The sequence below is a fragment of the Lysobacter enzymogenes genome (genome assembly GCF_900106525.1).
Taxonomy (GTDB): Bacteria; Pseudomonadota; Gammaproteobacteria; order Xanthomonadales; family Xanthomonadaceae; genus Lysobacter; species Lysobacter enzymogenes.
In genome coordinates, this window is the sequence record NZ_FNOG01000002.1 from 115,575 (window position 1) to 131,548 (window position 15,974).

At 68.8% G+C, this 15,974-nt stretch carries 20 protein-coding genes; 10 read left to right on the forward strand and 10 right to left on the reverse strand.

What is annotated here, in order from left to right:
- The first annotated feature begins 8 nt into the window (after positions 1–8).
- The 7 genes from BLU84_RS04765 (at position 9) to BLU84_RS04790 (ending at position 5,590) form a co-directional block, all read left to right on the forward strand.
- Positions 9–1,220: a TrbL/VirB6 family protein gene (locus BLU84_RS04765; protein ID WP_083382329.1), complete on the forward strand. Its 1,212-nt coding sequence runs from the start codon at positions 9–11 to the stop codon at positions 1,218–1,220.
- Positions 1,217–1,714 carry a DUF4189 domain-containing protein gene (locus BLU84_RS04770; protein WP_083382330.1) on the forward strand — a complete coding sequence of 166 codons (498 nt, stop codon included), beginning with the start codon at positions 1,217–1,219 and terminating at the stop codon, positions 1,712–1,714. Before BLU84_RS04765 ends, BLU84_RS04770 begins: the two co-directional genes overlap by 4 nt.
- Positions 1,715–1,752: 38 nt before the next feature.
- Positions 1,753–2,061, forward strand: a complete 309-nt coding sequence (locus tag BLU84_RS26120; protein WP_139174670.1) for a hypothetical protein — start codon at positions 1,753–1,755, stop codon at positions 2,059–2,061.
- A complete protein-coding gene (locus BLU84_RS04775; RefSeq protein WP_074863543.1) occupies positions 2,061–2,612 on the forward strand; it encodes a hypothetical protein in 552 nt (183 codons plus the stop codon). Before BLU84_RS26120 ends, BLU84_RS04775 begins: the two co-directional genes overlap by 1 nt.
- 303 nt (positions 2,613–2,915) lie before the next feature.
- Positions 2,916–4,175, forward strand: a complete 1,260-nt coding sequence (locus BLU84_RS04780) for a histidine kinase (protein ID WP_074863545.1) — start codon at positions 2,916–2,918, stop codon at positions 4,173–4,175.
- Complete coding sequence (locus tag BLU84_RS04785) at positions 4,168–4,983, forward strand: LytR/AlgR family response regulator transcription factor (RefSeq protein ID WP_074863547.1); 816 nt, start codon at positions 4,168–4,170, stop codon at positions 4,981–4,983. Before BLU84_RS04780 ends, BLU84_RS04785 begins: the two co-directional genes overlap by 8 nt.
- Positions 4,984–5,209: 226 nt before the next feature.
- Positions 5,210–5,590 carry a hypothetical protein gene (locus BLU84_RS04790; protein ID WP_074863549.1) on the forward strand — a complete coding sequence of 127 codons (381 nt, stop codon included), beginning with the start codon at positions 5,210–5,212 and terminating at the stop codon, positions 5,588–5,590.
- A gap of 39 nt (positions 5,591–5,629) precedes the next feature.
- Here BLU84_RS04790 and BLU84_RS04795 read toward each other — a convergent pair whose 3' ends face one another.
- The 5 genes from BLU84_RS04795 to BLU84_RS04810 form a co-directional block, all read right to left on the reverse strand.
- On the reverse strand, positions 5,630–6,049 hold the full coding sequence (locus BLU84_RS04795; protein ID WP_074863551.1) for a hypothetical protein: 420 nt from the start codon (positions 6,047–6,049) through the stop codon (positions 5,630–5,632).
- A 53-nt stretch (positions 6,050–6,102) separates the two neighbouring features.
- Positions 6,103–6,447: a hypothetical protein gene (locus BLU84_RS04800; protein ID WP_074863553.1), complete on the reverse strand. Its 345-nt coding sequence runs from the start codon at positions 6,445–6,447 to the stop codon at positions 6,103–6,105.
- Positions 6,448–6,602: 155 nt separating this feature from the next.
- Positions 6,603–6,938, reverse strand: a complete 336-nt coding sequence (locus tag BLU84_RS26125; protein ID WP_139174672.1) for a hypothetical protein — start codon at positions 6,936–6,938, stop codon at positions 6,603–6,605.
- Between the two features lie 258 nt (positions 6,939–7,196).
- Positions 7,197–7,739: a hypothetical protein gene (locus BLU84_RS04805; protein ID WP_074863556.1), complete on the reverse strand. Its 543-nt coding sequence runs from the start codon at positions 7,737–7,739 to the stop codon at positions 7,197–7,199.
- An 82-nt stretch (positions 7,740–7,821) separates the two neighbouring features.
- Positions 7,822–8,250 carry a GFA family protein gene (locus BLU84_RS04810; RefSeq protein ID WP_074863558.1) on the reverse strand — a complete coding sequence of 143 codons (429 nt, stop codon included), beginning with the start codon at positions 8,248–8,250 and terminating at the stop codon, positions 7,822–7,824.
- Between the two features lie 194 nt (positions 8,251–8,444).
- On the opposite strand from BLU84_RS04810, the gene BLU84_RS26130 reads away from it, so the two are divergent.
- Complete coding sequence (locus tag BLU84_RS26130) at positions 8,445–8,768, forward strand: hypothetical protein (RefSeq protein WP_170849092.1); 324 nt, start codon at positions 8,445–8,447, stop codon at positions 8,766–8,768.
- 9 nt (positions 8,769–8,777) lie between these two features.
- On the opposite strand, the gene BLU84_RS04815 is transcribed toward BLU84_RS26130, so the two are convergent.
- Complete coding sequence (locus BLU84_RS04815; protein ID WP_074863560.1) at positions 8,778–9,632, reverse strand: class I SAM-dependent methyltransferase; 855 nt, start codon at positions 9,630–9,632, stop codon at positions 8,778–8,780.
- A 269-nt stretch (positions 9,633–9,901) separates the two neighbouring features.
- On the opposite strand from BLU84_RS04815, the gene BLU84_RS04820 reads away from it, so the two are divergent.
- Complete coding sequence (locus BLU84_RS04820; RefSeq protein ID WP_074863562.1) at positions 9,902–10,435, forward strand: hypothetical protein; 534 nt, start codon at positions 9,902–9,904, stop codon at positions 10,433–10,435.
- Between the two features lie 93 nt (positions 10,436–10,528).
- Here BLU84_RS04820 and BLU84_RS04825 read toward each other — a convergent pair whose 3' ends face one another.
- Both BLU84_RS04825 and BLU84_RS04830 read right to left on the reverse strand, forming a co-directional pair.
- Positions 10,529–10,978: a hypothetical protein gene (locus tag BLU84_RS04825; protein WP_074863564.1), complete on the reverse strand. Its 450-nt coding sequence runs from the start codon at positions 10,976–10,978 to the stop codon at positions 10,529–10,531.
- 46 nt (positions 10,979–11,024) lie between these two features.
- Positions 11,025–12,041 carry a M28 family peptidase gene (locus tag BLU84_RS04830; protein WP_074863566.1) on the reverse strand — a complete coding sequence of 339 codons (1,017 nt, stop codon included), beginning with the start codon at positions 12,039–12,041 and terminating at the stop codon, positions 11,025–11,027.
- A 170-nt stretch (positions 12,042–12,211) separates the two neighbouring features.
- Here BLU84_RS04830 and BLU84_RS04835 point away from each other — a divergent pair, with 170 nt between their 5' ends.
- The gene (locus tag BLU84_RS04835) at positions 12,212–13,579 is read left to right on the forward strand and encodes a DUF2252 domain-containing protein (RefSeq protein ID WP_074863569.1); all 1,368 of its coding nucleotides are present in this window, start codon (positions 12,212–12,214) and stop codon (positions 13,577–13,579) included.
- Positions 13,580–13,813: 234 nt separating this feature from the next.
- Here BLU84_RS04835 and BLU84_RS04840 read toward each other — a convergent pair whose 3' ends face one another.
- Both BLU84_RS04840 and BLU84_RS04845 read right to left on the reverse strand, forming a co-directional pair.
- A complete protein-coding gene (locus BLU84_RS04840; protein ID WP_170849093.1) occupies positions 13,814–14,524 on the reverse strand; it encodes a MipA/OmpV family protein in 711 nt (236 codons plus the stop codon).
- A 464-nt stretch (positions 14,525–14,988) separates the two neighbouring features.
- Positions 14,989–15,888, reverse strand: coding sequence for a LysR family transcriptional regulator (locus BLU84_RS04845; RefSeq protein ID WP_074863572.1), 900 nt, complete (start codon positions 15,886–15,888; stop codon positions 14,989–14,991).
- Positions 15,889–15,974 lie beyond the last annotated feature (86 nt).

Here is a 15,974-nt window from a genome sequence, read left to right on the forward strand (position 1 = left end):
AACGACGAATGTCTCTGTCATGGACGACCGCCGCCGCACTCGCACAACTGCTCGACGGATTGAGCGCGCAGTTCGAAAGTCTCGGCCAATGGGTGTTCTTCAAGCTCATCTTCGAGCATCTCGACCACGAGATCGTCGTATTCCGCGACGAAATGATGCACCGCATGACCAGCGTCATCGGCGCCATCGCGGCCACATTGGCGACGATGTGGATCGTGACCCAGGGCTATCGCATCATGACCGGCCAATCGCGCGAGCCGATGATGAGCCTGCTGGTCAGCTCGCTGCGCGTGTTCCTGATCCTGACCGCGGCCACCTCGGCGACGTTCGTGACCGGCAGCATCCACACCACGCTGAGCCACGACCTGCCCAGAGCCATCGGCAACATCGTCACCGGCAGCGACAAGGATCCGGCCGAAGTCATCGACAGCGGACTGACCAACATGCAGTTGGCCATGGCCGCGATCGACGCCTTGCCTGCGCTGGACAGCCCCGCGATCAAGGACGACAAGGACCGGGCCCTGCTGATGACCGGCATCGGCGTCGCCGGCCCGGCCGTGATCGGCGGCGCGTTGCTGATGATGTACAAGTTCGCCATCGCGCTGTTCATCGGCTTCAGCCCGTTGTTCATCCTCAGCCTGATGTTCGAGCGGACTAAATCGATGTTCGCACGCTGGCTGCAGTACGGCCTGGGCACGATGTTCTCGATGGCGGTGCTGAGCTTCACCGTGACCGCCGCGATGAAGATGGTCGCCGCCGTGGCGGCGAACTTCGCCACCCAGTACCTGACGATGATGGCGCTCGGCGCGGGCGACTCGCCCGGCGTGAACACGATGGCGCTGCAACAGGGCGGCCTGGGGATTTTCCTGACCGTGTTGATTCTTTCGGTGCCGCCGATGGCGTCCAGTTTCTTCCAAGGGGCGCTGGGGAACTTCGTGCCGCAGTCGATCTTTGGGGCCAATTCGGCGGCGAGCCGCCAAGAGTCTCCGGGAGGTCACCAAAGCAATAGATACCAGCAGGGAGCTCCAGGCGGCTCAGCGAATCAACAGCGAATTGAGCAAAACCAGCATACGAATCAATCAATCTCGAATGCCTCACTGGGATCCGGAAAGAGAACATCGGAACAAACCGATGTTCATGCGAAGGACCGGTCAAGTCCGATAGATCCACCGAAAGACAAGATCAAGAACACCGAAAACCGTCGCCCGGAGGATTCATGAAAACTCGAATTTTATGGATGACATTCGCACTTTCCGTCCTGCCCGCGGGAAATTCCTTCGGCTGCCCGCCAGGCGAGTGGCTGCAACAAGGCGCGGGCTGGCAGATGTGCGTGCCTATTCCAGGAATGCAGAACCCTACTTCTGGCCCCCCTAGCGCAGCTCCAGTGTGGGCAACTCGATGGGGTGCTATCGCCGTGAACGAATCCGACATCGCAGCCGGGGTCGGCTCCGCATCCGGAATGGAGGGAAAAAGACTGGCAGAAAGCGCGGCACTGCGGGCTTGCCGAGAAAAAGGAATCACTGGATGCAAAGTGAAGTTCACCTATAAAAATCAATGCGCGGCTATCGTCTGGGGAGATCACGGCTCCAACGTAAGCGGCGCTGCATCCATAGAAATGGCTACTCGGGTCGGCCTCGATAAGTGCGTCAAAGATAAGGATACGAATTGCGAAGTGTATTTCACGGAATGCAGCTATCCAGAGCGGCTCAGATAACTGCCGTCACCGCCCCAACTCCACCGAGGAACACCCCCGTGAAATCTGCCTTTGCTTTCTTCATTCTCGCCTCGGCGCTGTACCTGTCCCCCGCCACGGCCCACAAGATCTCCCCCGGCGTTTACACCCAAGTTCCCTACAACAACAACCCCGACAAATTCTGCAGGCTCGGCATGCCCCATCACGGCTGGGTCTCCGTCGTCCCGAAGCTGGGCAAGTGGAAACCGATCTCGCAGTACTACAACCCGCAATGGACACGAACCTTCGAGCGCGTATGCGCCGCGGGCGGCCGTCCCGCCGGCGGCGGCGGTAAGTACAAGCCGCGCGATCCGGCGGCCGCGTTGTGATGCGCGGTGCCGACGCCGGGATCGATACGGCGGTACTGGAGCTTGCGCCGCTGTGGACGCAGGCGCAGCGGGCCTACCAGAGCGCCTGTGTCGGGGCGCAGTGGCTGGTGCTCGGCATCTGCGCGGCATTCCTTGCTCCGAAGTTGGAATTGGGCTGGCTTGCGCGCGTCGCCGCGATGGCGGTCGCGATTTCGGCGTTCTTCCACGGCCGCGCGGCATGGCTGGAAACGCGGTTCGCGTTGGCGGTGCGCGCCTGCGTCTGGAATCGCTGGCGCGCCAGCGCCCTGCCGGAATTGGCCTGCCTGCGTCGCCTCGGGCGAGGCCTCGCATGGGCGGCGGTCGCGGGCTGGACGCTCGCGGGCGTCGTGTCGTTGCTGGTTTTCCCGATCGGGTTGAGCTACGAGCTGCCGGGGCTGTTGAGGGCCTACGCCCTCATCCTGGCCATCAGCGTCTTGCGTCTGCCCTACACGGCCACGGCCAGCCGCCGGCTGCTGGTTGAGCTGGATGAGTGTTCGCATCGCGTCGCTTGCTCGGACGTGGCCGCGATGTAATCCGCGCGGTTCGCGGCAAGCAACGACGAGCCATCGCGCCTTCGAGCCGGAGTCGCGGACGCCCACCGAGCGGCCCGGCCTTCCCCCCGCTGGCCCAAGCCACATCCCACCGCCGACACCCGGCGCACCACGCCAGCGTTCGCCCCGCCCTGCGCTCGGCGCACCCGCGCCCTCCCCCACGCGCCCCGATTTCGCTCCACCCCACCCCGGTTTCGGTCGCCCCGCCCTCGCTTCCGTCGCGCGGCGGCTTCCCTTGTGCCCGCAGACCACTATCCTGCGCACAACCCACCGCCGGACCGCCCCGTGATCCGCAATCTCTTCTTTGTCGCCCGAATCGCCGCCGCCTGGTTCGGTGTGTTCGTGCTGCTGGCACTGGTCGCCTCGGCCCTGCCGGGATTGCAGCGCCTGGACCAGGGTCCGTTGTTCATGCTCGCGATCCTGGTGTCGATCTACGCCGCCAGCAAGGCGTTTTCGCACCTGCGCCGGGTGCGCCTGATCGCCGGCCACGTAGATGCGACCACGCGCGCCAACCGCCAACGCCGCCAGATCGAGGTGCCGTTCGAGGTCGAGGAGACCTTCGAGCTGCTCACCGCCGCGATCCGCGAGCTGCCGCGGGTGCAGGACGTGGAAAGCGCCCGCGACAGCCTGCAGGTGCGTGCCAAGGTGCAGCGCTCCGATCAGGCGTGGATGCTCAACCTGCAAAGCGCCGACCCTAATTCATGGAAGTACAGCCTGGCGCTCAACCAGATCCAGGCCACGGTCGATTCCGGCGCCGACGGCAGCCGCATCACCCTGATCTGCGAACCCGAGGTCGGCGCCTGGAGCGACTGGTTCTGCGTCGACCAGGGCACCAACCTGGAGAACGCCGAAGCGCTGGCGCGCGCCATCGCCCGGCGCATGGCCGAGCGCCGCCGCGGCGAACGCGCCGAGGCCGCGCGCACCGCCACCGAGAAAGAACTCGCCGTGGCCAAGCTGAGCCTGCTGCACGCGCAGGTCGAACCGCATTTCCTCTACAACACCCTGGCCAGCGCGCAGTACCTGACCCGCCACGACCCGCCGCGCGCCGACGAAATGCTCGGCCATCTGATCGAATTCCTGCGCCGCTCGCTGCCGCGCACTGAGGACGCGCTGTCCACTCTCGGCGACGAACTGGAACGTTCGCGCGCTTATCTGGAGATCCTCAAGCTGCGCATGGGCGCGCGCCTGCAGACTCAGATCGACGTGCCCGAGGAACTGCGCACGCTGCCGCTGCCGCCGATGATCCTGCAGACCCTGGCCGAGAACGCGATCAAGCACGGCCTGGAGCCCAAGCCCGGCGGCGGCACCGTGTGGATCCGCGCGCGCAGCAACGAAACCGGCGTGGCGATCACCGTCGCCGACGACGGCATGGGCCTGAACTCGATCAACTCCGGCAGCGGCATCGGCCTGAGCAACGTGCGCGAACGCTTGCGCCTGGTCTACGGCGAGCGCGCGCAGTTGTCGATCGTCGCCAATTTCCCCAGCGGCGTCGCCGCCACCATCGTCGTGCCGGCCGCGTCCGGCGAGGAGCCTGCCCGTGTCTGACCCCACCGCGAACGACGGCGCCGCGGGCGCGCCCGCCGCGCCGACCGCATTGATCGCCGAAGACGAATCGCTGCTGCGCCAGGCGCTGGTCGACGCGCTGCGCGAGGCCTGGCCGGAACTGCGCATCCTGGCCGAATGCGAGGACGGCGCGCAGGCGCTGGAAGCGCTGGCCGAACACCGCCCCGACGTGGCTTTCCTCGATATCCGCATGCCCGGCCTGACCGGCCTGGACCTGGCCGCCGCCGCGACCGAAGTCAGCCCGGCGACCCAGATCGTGTTCGTCACCGCCTACGATCAGCACGCCATCGACGCCTTCGAACACGGCGCGGTGGATTACCTGCTCAAGCCGGTGACCGTCGACCGCCTGGCGGTGACGGTGCGGCGCCTGCGCGCGCGCCGCGGCCCCGGCGACGACCGCCACGCCGCGCTGCGCGAGATCGCGCGCCAGCTGGCCGCGCGCCGCGCGCCGCAGGAAGACAAGCCCGGCCTGACCTGGATCACCGCCAGCGCCGGCCGCGAGACGCGGCTGATCCTGGTCGACGACGTGGTCTATTTCCGCGCCGACAACAAATACACCACCGTAGTCACCGCCGACGGCGAAGCGCTGCTGCGCACGCCGATCCGCGACCTGCTCGACCGTCTCGACGGCGAGCGCTTCAAGCAGATCCACCGCTCCACCATCGTCAACCTCAAGGCCATCGCCGGCATCGTCCGCGACGACAGCGGCAAGGGCACCGTGCGTTTGCGCGGCCGCCCGGAAACGTTGAGCGTCAGCCAGACCTTCATGGCGCTGTTCAAGAGCATGTAACCGGAACCGCAGCCGGCGCCCGCTGCAAGCGCAGCGCCGGCCGCGACCGCACCGCCCGCACCACCCGCCGGCGCCGCCAGCGCCGGCACCCCGCCCGCGCCGCACCCCGGCGCGTGCGCCCGCGCGCGTCGCTTTCCGGCGCGCGGCCCTGCGCGCCGCCGATAGCGGCGCGTTCACGCATCAACGCGCCGTCATCGGCGGCGCGCCACGCACCAAGGAGTCGGACATGCGTAACCTGATGGCCCTGCTGTACTACCTCTGCGCCCTGTTCGGTTGCAGCGTCGGCGGCACCACCATCGAGCACCACACGGTCGTGGACGGCATCGACATCGTCGACAGCCGGGTGCGCATCAGCGAACGCATCGCCCGTTTCGAATGCCAGGCCAGCCGCAGCGGCCAGTGCCACTACAGCCTATTCCGCAGCGAGTGCAAGCCGCCGGCCGCCGGCGCCGCAGCCGACCCGCGCTGCGCGCAACCGGCGGCGGAGCGCTTCGCTCTCGATGCGGGCGCGACGCGCGAGATCGTCGGCGTCGCGTCCGGGTTCAAGGTGTGCGTGAGCGAGGACGATGGCGCGGTGCAGGCCGATTGCAAACCCGCCGCGCATTGATCGGCCGACGTCGCGTCGGCCCTGCGTCAGCATCTGCGATCAACCGCTGGCCTGCTGTCGCGACAGCAGATCGTGCTGCTCGATGCTCAGCGCCTTGCGCTGGATTTCCCAGCGTCCGGCGGCGATCTGCAACGGCCACAACATGCCTTGGTCGAACAGCCCATAGCCGCCGCCGTTGCTGCAGATCACCAAGTAGACATTCGGCCGATGCACGGACAGCTCCACGCTGCGTTCGTACCAGTCCACGGACTCCCATGCTCGCTCCGAGGGCTCCGGCTGCAGCACGCAGTCGTTTAGAAAACTCGCCACGCGACGCGCGGTCGGCAGCAAGGGATCGACGCGCTCATCGTCGCGCCAACTGCGCTTGAGCGCGCGCCGGCTTTCGTCGGACAGGCCGTCCCACCAGCGGCGCGCGGCGGGATCGGCGGAAACGGCATACGGTGCGGGAATCGAAGTCATCGTCGCTCCTTTCGGCAAGAGGGCATCGCTGCAGGTGCAAAGCGCCGCTGCGGTTACAAGGCCCACCAAGAACCCGAAGCCAGCACGTCGCCCAGGGTCGGCTCGCGCATCATGCGAGTCTGCGGCAGCGCATCCTGCCAATAGCACGCGCGATCCAGACGGATGTCGAGCAGATCCGCGTGCGCGATCCGGTACTCGTAGCGATCCTGCACGCCCCAATCCCATCCGGCCGGTTCCGCATCAACGCAAGCCCTCGCCAGACCGCGCCGGTGCAGCTCGCGCGCGATCGGATCGCGCGGCTGTTCGTGCTCGTCCATCCATTCGTTCAAGTACTGCGCCGTTCGCCGCGCCACCCGGTGCAGCGGATCGGCGCATTCGTCCTCGCTCCAACTGCGCATGAGTGCAGCGCGGCTGCATCGGGGCAGACCGGCCCACCAATCCTGGACCGAAGCATCGTCGGCGATTGCGTAAGGTGCGGGAATCGAGGCCATCATCGCTCCTGTGGGTTGGAATTCGGGAAATCGACACCCGCGCGCGACCGAACGACGCCAGCTCACCATTCGGGAATGTTCTCCAGCAGATTCGGCGCTTGCCCTGGGCGATAGATCTCATAGAGGCTCATTTTCCTGATCCGCGGCACGCGATCGGACCAGTATTCGCAGTAATCGCGCTCACCCCAATGGCGAGGATCTTCCCCGCAACGCGAACGAGCCGGGCGCAACGACCGAAGGCGCTCGCGCGTATGACTGCGTCCCAGCTCGATGGCGCGATCGCGCGCATGGTCGCGCAAGCGACTGCGCAACAGCGCCAGGCGTTGCCCTGCGGGCAGCGCGCGCCACCATTCGCACACCTGCTGCGAACGCTCGGATTCGAACAGAACCGACGGCATCGACGCTCCTTTCCGCGCGCCGCGAACCGGCGCCGGTATCGACGTGGATGGAAGCAAGACCGAAGCGGACCGCGAACCCGGCGGCCTCCCCAGGCGGCCGGTGCGAAAACGAGCCGGCATGGTACGCCTGCGCGGGCTGATCGGCGCGTCGCCCCGCGCCGGCGCTTCAGCGCGGGTCGTAGCGGCCTGAGGTATGATGGCTGCGCTCTCGGGATAGAACCTGCGGCTTTCCGCCCCGCCTCAGCCCTCTTCGGCCGCCTACTCCCAGGGCGCCGTGCGCTCCGCCAGCCAGCGCTGCAGCGCCGGCTCATCGCTCAACGCGAACAGATGGCCCCAGGGCCAATCCACCAGCAACAACTCCCCGGACTTCGGCAGCGAACGCAGCAAAGCCGCGATGGCCGACGCCTGCTGCGGCGCCCAGTGCTCGTGCGCCAGCCACAGCGCTTCGATGCGTTCGCCCTCGCCGTCGGCGAACAAGGCGAAGTCGCCCTCGCCCCAGGCGCGCAGCCGCGGGCACGGGGTGCGCCACGAGGAATAGCCGGTCCACACCTGCGCGTACGCCGGAAACTGCGCGGCCGCGGCCGCTGCGACCCGTTCCATCGGCAATTCCAGTTCGGCCAGCGATTGCGGCGCCTGCGGCCGCACCATCAGGTCGGTGTAACCGGCGCCATCGAAATGGGCCTGGGCGAAATCGTGCAGCTCGGCCAGCGTGCGCTGGCAATGCAGCCACGCCGCCAGCGGCAGCAGTTCGATCTGGCTGTCGTCGTCTTCGTGGAAATACAGCGAACGCGGTTCGGACATAGCGGGCTCCGGCGATCCTTCGCGATGCTGCGTCGCGGTTATCGGTGCGTGCGTCGGTCTTGCCGGCGACGCGCCGCGGCACTCAAGCGCCTTCGACGATCTCGACCGCACCGATCCAGTTGCGTTGGCGCCGTTCCAGCCGCGCGGTTTCGCTTTCGCCGTCCAGCGACGCGGGCGCGCGCTGGATCCGGCCCGGGTCGAGGCTGTCGAACGCATTGACGTTGACCACCGCATACAGCCGCCCCTCGATCCGGCTGACCACGGCCGGCACCGCGCCGCAGCTCGCGCAGACCAGGAAATCGGCGGTCCGGGTGCCGAAGGCATAGCGCGAGACCCGCTGCGGATCGCGCAGATGCAGGCGCAGCGCCGCGTCCGGGCGCGCGGTCCACACGCCGCCGTGCTTGATGCAGAAACTGCAGTCGCAGGCGCGCGCGGCGATGGCGTCGGCCTCGCCGGGCCAGTCCAGGGCGAAGCCGATGTTGCCGCAGTGGCAGGCGCCTTCGATGAGCATGGGTGAGTTCCGTGGCGAAGGCGCTCAGCTTACTCCGCAGCCGCCGCGCCTGGCCGGGGGCGCCGTCGCAGCGCGTTGAACCGCTTCGGCAGCGGCGGCGCGGCGAGCCCGCGCGCCCTGTCCGCCCGCGCGCGGCGGCCGCGTTGTCAAACACATGCAAGGACCGGCCGGCAGGACGGCGGGGAGAGCACGACATGGAATCGTTGAGCGTCGATCATCGCGCCGATGGCGCAGCACGGCTCGTGGTCGGGCCGCCGGCCGCCGAACCCAGCGCGCGGAAGCAGGGGCCGCAGGCGCAGGCGGGGTCGCACGCGCACTCGCGCGACCCCAGCCGGCTGGATCGGCTATACCGGCTCAAGCTTGCCGGGCGCGATCCCGAGCGCCGCAGGCGCCGTCGGCGGTCCTTGCACGAACTGGCGTGCTGGTTCGCGCTGGCCTTGCTGGTGGCCGCCGCGCTGGTCTCGCCGGTACGCGCGGCGCCGACGCCGGCCGCAGTTGCGGCGACCGCGGGCCGCTGATCGCCGTCGCTACGCCGCGCCGGCGGCGAACAATGCGATCCGATCCGGCGACCACGCCGGCTCCAGCAAGCGCAGCCACGGCTGCGCCGCCAAGGTGCGCGTGCACGGGCCGAGGCTGGCGACGCGGATCGGCCGCTGCAGCGCCAGCTCGCGCACGCGCTCCAACACCTGCGCCAGCAGGTCGCCGGTGAACGGCGTATACAGATAGAACACTGTCCCCGCCGACAGGTCCGCGATGCGCGCGTCGGCGTGCAAGAACTCCGCCCGTTGCAGACGCAACGCCTGCGCACCGGCGCGCGCGCTATCGACGTAAGCCGTTTCGTGTTCGATGCCGATGCAGCGCGCCGGCGTGCACGCCGCGGCCAGCAACGGCAAATGGCCGAGGCCGGAACCCAGGTCGATCAGCACGTCGTGTTCGCCCAGGTCCAGCCGCGCCAGCAAGTCGAGCAGATGCCGCGCCGGCGTCGGCTGATAGAACACCGTCTGCGGCGCGGGCGCGGCGATCTCGCCGCGCGGTTCGACCAATCCGAGCACCGCGGCGAGCAAGGCATCGAGCGGGTCGTAGCCGTCGCCGTGCGCGTCGACCGGCGAGGCCGACCGCCATTCGCGCAATAGCTGCGCGCCTTCGCCGGCGAAGATGCGTGCGCGCAAGGCCGCGGCTGCGTCGGCGTCGGCCGCGTCCATGCGCGCCTGCGCTGCGTCGGCGCGTGCGGCCAAGACCGCGGCGTCGGCATCGGCGCCAAGCGCCAGGGCCAGGCGTTCGATCCGCTCCTGCAGTTGCGCGCGCTCGCGCCAGCGATCCGGCCGCAACCAGTCGTCATCGTGCCCGAGCCCGTCGAGCAGGCGCCGCAGGGCTTCGCTCATGTCGCTTCGTTCCTGTGCCGCCGGGGCGGCGATGGTCGCATGGACGCGCGCGCTGCGGCAGCCGTCCGCCGCACCCTGCGCGCCCCCGCCCGCGTCGGCGCAGGCCGGCCTGCGCCAGCCCTTGCGCCGCCACGGCCCGGATACTCAGACCGCTGTCGCGCCATTGTCACGAAACAGCCATAAATTGCGCGGAGCCGCGCGGCAGCGGTCCCGCTGACGGACCTGTCTGCCGCCGCCCCTCCTTCCTAGCGATTCCCAGGCGATCCCCCATGCGTCCGTTCAAGCTCGCGTCCCTGCTGCTGGCCCTGCTCGCGCTGTCCTTCGCCGCGCAGGCGCGCAAACCCTATGTCGAGATCGAGCGCAAGCTGAGCGCGCAACAGTTGCAGGAGGTCGGCCTCAGCGCCGAACAGCTGGCCAAGCTCAACCGCATGCTGCGCGAGGCCGACGAAGGCGCGCCGGGCAGCGCCGAAGCCGTCGCTGCGGCCGATGCCGGCAACACCGACAACGCCGGCCCACAGGTCGGCGCCGGCGCGCCGCGCGAGCGCAGCCCGGGCGCGGGCCAGTTCATCGGCCTCAACGACGAGCCGATCAAGAGCCGGCTCAAGCACGACGTGTCGGGCTGGGAGCCGGGCACCGTGTTCGAGCTGGAGAACGGCCAGCAGTGGAAGGTGCTCAAGGGCCGGATGAGCCTGAAGAAGCCGATGCCCAAGCCGGAGATCGTGGTGGTGCCGGGCGTGGCCGGGCGCTGGTTCCTGCAGGTCGATGAGGACATGCCGAAGGCGCGGGTGTACCGGATCGATTGAGGCGGCGCAGGCCGAACGCCCGACTACTCAAGTCCGGCTTTCCGCGAGCCGGCCGACAAGCACGCGACGCGCGCCGATCCGGCCGCGCGCCGCTCAGACCACCTCGATCGGAACCGAAACCCAGGCGCCGCCGTCGCTCAAGTGCTCCCTGGCGTACAGCGCGAAGCCGATAGACAGCGTCGCCGGCCCGGCCGGGAATTCGCGCAGTTCCTCGCACAGATCGGCGTGTTCGGTCAGCTTGGCGTAGAGGTCCAGCGCGAATTCCACCGTTTCTCCGGCTTCGAAAACCACCTCGCCCTGCAACCGCCGCATGACCTGGATGGAGAAGCCGAGCGAACAGCCTTGCTCCGGCTCGTCGATGCTGAGCCGGTCCCAGAGCAAGGGCGATCGGTAGGCCGAAACGCGCCGCAGGAAACGGATGCGCGCGGTGGCGGCGAAGCGCTGTTGGCCGCGATCGAACACCCAGCCGTGCGCCGGGTCCGGGACCAGTTCCAAGACGATGATCCGTTCGCGTTGATCGGTGGCCTGGTCTTGTCCGTTCATCGTGCTGTGCGGGCGTCGTTCTCGACAGCGAACTCTATCGGATAGCTCAAGGCTGCGTCGCCACCGCATACGCGCCCTGCACCACCTGCGCCATACGCGCGTAGTCCAGGGTCTCGAAGGTGTCGTCGGCCTGGTGGTAGCGGCGGCTGCGCAGGAACGCGGTGTCGCCGATCATCAGCGCCGGAAATCCTTCGCGCCAGTACGACAGGTGATCGGAGAAATCCACGCCCTGCACCAGCAGCGGCGGCGCGTTGATCGAGTGCACCGGCAGCGGCGAAGCGCCGGCCATCCTTGCCTTGACCCGGCGGCTCAGGCCGAAATCGCCCAGGCGCCCGACCACGACGACGAAATCGCCGCGGTCCGAATACAGGCGGTGCATGCCGCGCACCGGATAGGTCTGGCTGCCGGGCCGGTCGCTGAAGCGGCCGATCATTTCCAGCGACAGCATGAATTCGACCTCGCGCCCGGATTCGCGCAGGGCGCGCGCGTGCCAGGCGCTGCCCATGTGTTCGCTGCGGAAATGCGGCGGTTCTTCCAGGGTGTAGGCGACCAGTTCGATCGGCTGCGTCGGCGGCGCGCGGCCGAGCATGCGCGCCAGCTCCAGCAGGCCGGCCACGCCGCTGGCGTTGTCGTCGGCGCCGGGCGTGTGGGTGCGCGGCGAGTAGCCGCGCGCATCGCCGCTGTCGGCGCCGGTGTCGGCGTAGGAATCGTAGTGCGCGCCGATCACCCGCAACGGCCCGGTGTCGGGGCCGAAACGCGCGACCACGTTGCGGTAGGCCTGCCCTTCCACGGTCACCGGCTGGTACTCGACCCGCGCGCCGGCGCGCTCGAATTCCTCGCGCAGCCAGGCCGCGACCCGGTCGAGGTTCTCCGGCCGGTCGTAGCTGCGCGGGTAGAAATCCACCGACAGCCGCTTCACGTCCTCGCGCAGGCGCTGGGCGTCGGCGGCCGGCGGCGTGGTGGGGCGCGGGTCCACGCCGGGCTGGACCACGGCGAACAATACGGCGGCCAAGGCGGCCGCAAGCACGGCCAGCAAGAGCGATAATCGGCGCAACCAGGCCATCGAGGCGTCCTTGTCCCATGCGGATCCAGGCCTCCATGCAACTGCATTTCGCGCCGCCGCGCCAGTCTCCGCCGGCGCCTGCGCCGCGCGCGTTCACGCCGCTGACATATGCCGGTGATCGACTCGGCAACGCCGCCGCGTCCGCGCGGCTTCTGTCAAGGACTGTCCGCATGTCGATCCGCGCCTCGTCGCTCGCCCTCGCTCTCGCCCTGGCCGCCTGCGCCCAGGTTCCCGCCGACGCCGCCAGCGCGCGCGACGGCTGGGTCGTGGAGCAGATCCGCGATCACAACCACCCCTACGCCGCCGGCGCCAAGGGCGAGCTCGACACCAAGCTGGCGACCATGGCCGGCGGCCCGTTCGCGTTCTACCGCGGCACCGCGCACCTGTTCTTCCAGGACATGAAGACCCTGCCCGCCTCGGCCTACACCAGCGCCCAGACCGGCTACACCTGGATCGGCGGCGATGCCCACCTGGGCAACTTCGACGCCTCGCGCGACAGCAGCGGCAAGGCGGTGTTCAAGGTCGCCGACTTCGACGAAGGCTATCTCGGCCAGTACGTGTGGGACCTGCGCCGGCTCGCCGCCAGCCTGGTGCTGGCCGGCCGCGACAACGGCCTCAGCGACGCAGCCATCGGCACCGCGGTGGAGACCCTGGTCGGCGCCTACGTCGACCAGATGGGCGCGTTCAAGGGCAACGACAGCGAAAGCAGCTTCCGCTTGAACAAGGACACCACCACCGGCGTGGTCGACGACACCATCGGCAAGGCAGACGGCAAGAGCCGCGCCAGCCTGCTGTCGAAGTACACCGAAATCGCCGGCTCCGCGCGCCGCTTCCAGTCGCTGTCGAACCTGGTCGCGGTGCCGGCGGCGAGCTACAGCGCGGTGACTTCGTCGATGGCCGCTTATGTTTCCTCGATCGCTTCGTCCAAGCGCTATCCGGCTGCGTTCTATACGGTCAAGGACGTGCGCCGCAAACTCGGTTCCGGCGTCGGCAGCCTCGGCCGCGCGCGCTATTACGTGCTGGTGGAAGGCGCGACCTCGTCGACCTCCGACGATGTGATCCTGGAGTTCAAGCAGGAAGCCGACAGCGCGGTGATCGCGGCCGCGCCGGGCCGGCTGCCGGTGAGCGCCTACGACAGCCACGAAGGCATGCGCGTGGCACGCACGGCCAAGGCCCAGGTCAGCAACGCCGAGGTGTTGATCGGCTACGCCAGCGTCGCCGGGGTGCCGTTTTACGTGCACGAGAAGTCGCCGTTCCAGGAGGACTTCGATCCGGCCAAGCTCGACAGCGCGGGCAAGCTCGACACCGCCGCCGGCTACCTCGGCCAGGCGCTGGCCAGCGCGCACGCCCTGGCCGATCAGGATTACGACAGCGCGGTGGTGAGCTACAGCATCGACAAGCAGGTCAGCGATGCGGTGACGAGCAAGAGCGGATTGAAGTCGGAGATCCGCGCGTTCGCGTTCGCGTATGCCGCGCAGGTGGAGCTGGATTGGGAAGGGTTTGTGGCGGCTTACAAGGCGGGGACGCCGTTGTATTGAGGGCGCGTGCCCTCATCCGCCCCCCTGCTTTCGCAGGGGCAGGCTCTTTGGGGCACCTTCTCCCGCTAGCGGGAGAAGGAACAGCCAGGGCGGCGCTATTGCTTTAGCCCCTCTCCCGCTTGCGGGGTGAGGGGCTGCGCTTGCGAGCCATCGGCTCGCGCAGCACCGAACGCCCGAACGCTCTGCGTTCGGGCCGGGGTGCGGGTTGGGGTGAGGGCAGCGACGCCCTTCGAATCAGAAACTCCGCACCACCCCAAAAAACGCCTGCGCCACGCCATCGGTGTCTTCGGCGATCAACGGGCTGTCCTTGATCTCGTCGGGCAGCACCTGATAGCCGACATTGGCCATGAACCGCCACTTTTCCGCGAACGGCCGCGCCACGGTCACGCCGACATACGGAATGGTCGCGCTGCCCGGACGGTAGGCGACGACGCCGCGGCGCACTTCCTTGTCGAGGGTGCCGTAGTAGTAGTTGGCCAGGTCCTTCGACAGCACCGTCACCCCGACCGCCGGCGTCAGCAGCCACTGGCCGGCCTGCATCGGGTAGCGATAGCTCGCGTCGGCCTGGAAGCCGCCGCTGACGTCGAGGATGTCGGCCTTGACCTCCAACTGCACTTCGCCGGCGCTGCCGCGCCAGCTCACCGAGGCGCCGGCGTCGACGCTGTCGTCGCGGTCGGACAGCAAGTCGCGGTTGATGCCGCGCCGCGCCAGGTCGCGGCGGCCGAAGTCCTTGGCGTCCATCGCGTCCAGGCGCCCGCCCAGGAACACGTCGACCACCACGTCCTCGCGCTTGATCAGGTGATAGCCGGCGGTGATGCCGCGGAAGTAGAAGCGCTCGCCCTCGTAGCCGAAGAACGGGATGACCCGGGTGTGGTTGCCTTCGCCGGCGTACAGCTCGGTGCGGCTGCCGGCGGCGATGCCGACGCTCCAGTTCGACGGCGCCATGTCGGCGCGCTCTTCTCCGTCTTTGCGGACTTGGGCGGATACCGCGACAGGAAGCGAAAGCAGCAGCAAAGGAACGATGCGAACGATGCGCATGAAAGGAATGTCCTGATGGTGGGGAGGAAAGGCAGCAGTCGGCCGTCGCGGCGCGCGAACGCGCGCCACGACGCTAACGGCGGGGTTTTAAGAGTTGTTTAATCGCGCCGCCGCCGCGTGCGGCGGTGGCGATGCGTCGGTACGGCCGTGCGGGTACGACAGTGCGGGTGCGGCGATGCGGACCGGGAGGTCGGTGCGCCATCGCCTGCGTCGCGGTTCGCTGGCGACGCGCGACGCGGTGCGGCCGCGCCGGCGTCGCCGCCGTTCGCGACCGCGTTCACGAAATACCCGATGCGATGTGCGCAAGTGTGCGCGACTTGTAACCACGAGACCGGCTGCGCGGTTTTTCGCGCGCGACGGATAACTGCCGCTCAGCTTTCGCCGACCAGCGCGTCGATCAGCGCGCGCGACGCCGCCGACAAACGCCGGTGCGGGGCGTAGATCAGCGAGAACGCACGCGCGCGACCGCGCAGATGCGGCAAAGTCTCGACCAGCGTCGCCGCCGCCAGACGCTGCGCGACGACGAAGTCGTAGCTCTGGCACAGGCCCAGGCCGTGCTCGGCCAGCGAGACCACGCCGAGCACGTCGTCGCTCACCTGCAGCGGCGAATCGGGCGTCCAGTCGATGTCGCGCCCGTCCTGACGGAACTGCCACTGGGCGATGCGGCCGGTGCTCGGCATCTGGAACGGCAACACGCTGTGCGCGGCGAGGTCGTCGAGCGTGCGCGGCTCGCCGCGCCGGCGCAGGTAGTCGGGCGAGGCGACCACGCACAGCGCCGCGTCCTCGAGCTTGCGCGCGGCCAGCCCGCTGTCGGGCAACGGGCCCAGCCGCACCGCCAGGTCGAAGCCTTCGGCGACCAGGTCGACGTTGCGGTTGGCGATGTTGAGCTCGACCCGCACCCGTGGATAGCGCTCGGCGAAGCGCCGCAGCAGCGGCGGCAGACGGTAGTGGCCGTAGGTGGTCGGCACGCTCAGGCGCACGCGGCCGCTGAGTTCGCCGCCCTGGCCCTGGATCGCGCGCTCGGCCTCGTCGATCTGGGCGAACGCGGCGCGCGCCTGCTCCAGGTACAGCCGGCCGGCTTCGGTCAGGCCCTGGCGGCGGGTGGTGCGGCGCAGCAGCTGCGCGCCCAGGCGCTGCTCCAGCCGCGCCACTGCCCGGCTGACCACCGAGGGCGTGGTTGCCAGCGCCACCGCCGCGGCGGTCAGCGAGCCGTGCTCGACCACCGCGATGAAGGTTTCCACGTCGCCGAGGTGATCGAAGCGGCGGCTCATCTTTGCTCCTGAAGAACAAATCAATTCGCGTTTCGGGATTTTATCGCCGGCAAAGCAGGCAATACAGTGCCGGCCATCGTCCCCGT

Bases quoted from the DNA above. Each gene is read 5' to 3' on its own strand.
- BLU84_RS04765 (WP_083382329.1), top strand. From the start codon at position 9: ATGTCTCTGTCATGGACGACCGCCGCCGCACTCGCACAACTGCTCGAC.
- BLU84_RS04770 (WP_083382330.1), top strand. From the start codon at position 1,217: ATGAAAACTCGAATTTTATGGATGACATTCGCACTTTCCGTCCTGCCC.
- BLU84_RS04775 (WP_074863543.1), top strand. From the start codon at position 2,061: ATGCGCGGTGCCGACGCCGGGATCGATACGGCGGTACTGGAGCTTGCG.
- BLU84_RS04790 (WP_074863549.1), top strand. From the start codon at position 5,210: ATGCGTAACCTGATGGCCCTGCTGTACTACCTCTGCGCCCTGTTCGGT.
- BLU84_RS04795 (WP_074863551.1), bottom strand. From the start codon at position 6,049: ATGACTTCGATTCCCGCACCGTATGCCGTTTCCGCCGATCCCGCCGCG.
- BLU84_RS04800 (WP_074863553.1), bottom strand. From the start codon at position 6,447: ATGCGCAGTTGGAGCGAGGACGAATGCGCCGATCCGCTGCACCGGGTG.
- BLU84_RS26125 (WP_139174672.1), bottom strand. From the start codon at position 6,938: ATGCCGTCGGTTCTGTTCGAATCCGAGCGTTCGCAGCAGGTGTGCGAA.
- BLU84_RS04805 (WP_074863556.1), bottom strand. From the start codon at position 7,739: ATGTCCGAACCGCGTTCGCTGTATTTCCACGAAGACGACGACAGCCAG.
- BLU84_RS04810 (WP_074863558.1), bottom strand. From the start codon at position 8,250: ATGCTCATCGAAGGCGCCTGCCACTGCGGCAACATCGGCTTCGCCCTG.
- BLU84_RS26130 (WP_170849092.1), top strand. From the start codon at position 8,445: ATGGAATCGTTGAGCGTCGATCATCGCGCCGATGGCGCAGCACGGCTC.
- BLU84_RS04815 (WP_074863560.1), bottom strand. From the start codon at position 9,632: ATGAGCGAAGCCCTGCGGCGCCTGCTCGACGGGCTCGGGCACGATGAC.
- BLU84_RS04820 (WP_074863562.1), top strand. From the start codon at position 9,902: ATGCGTCCGTTCAAGCTCGCGTCCCTGCTGCTGGCCCTGCTCGCGCTG.
- BLU84_RS04825 (WP_074863564.1), bottom strand. From the start codon at position 10,978: ATGAACGGACAAGACCAGGCCACCGATCAACGCGAACGGATCATCGTC.
- BLU84_RS04830 (WP_074863566.1), bottom strand. From the start codon at position 12,041: ATGGCCTGGTTGCGCCGATTATCGCTCTTGCTGGCCGTGCTTGCGGCC.
- BLU84_RS04835 (WP_074863569.1), top strand. From the start codon at position 12,212: ATGTCGATCCGCGCCTCGTCGCTCGCCCTCGCTCTCGCCCTGGCCGCC.
- BLU84_RS04840 (WP_170849093.1), bottom strand. From the start codon at position 14,524: ATGGCGCCGTCGAACTGGAGCGTCGGCATCGCCGCCGGCAGCCGCACC.
- BLU84_RS04845 (WP_074863572.1), bottom strand. From the start codon at position 15,888: ATGAGCCGCCGCTTCGATCACCTCGGCGACGTGGAAACCTTCATCGCG.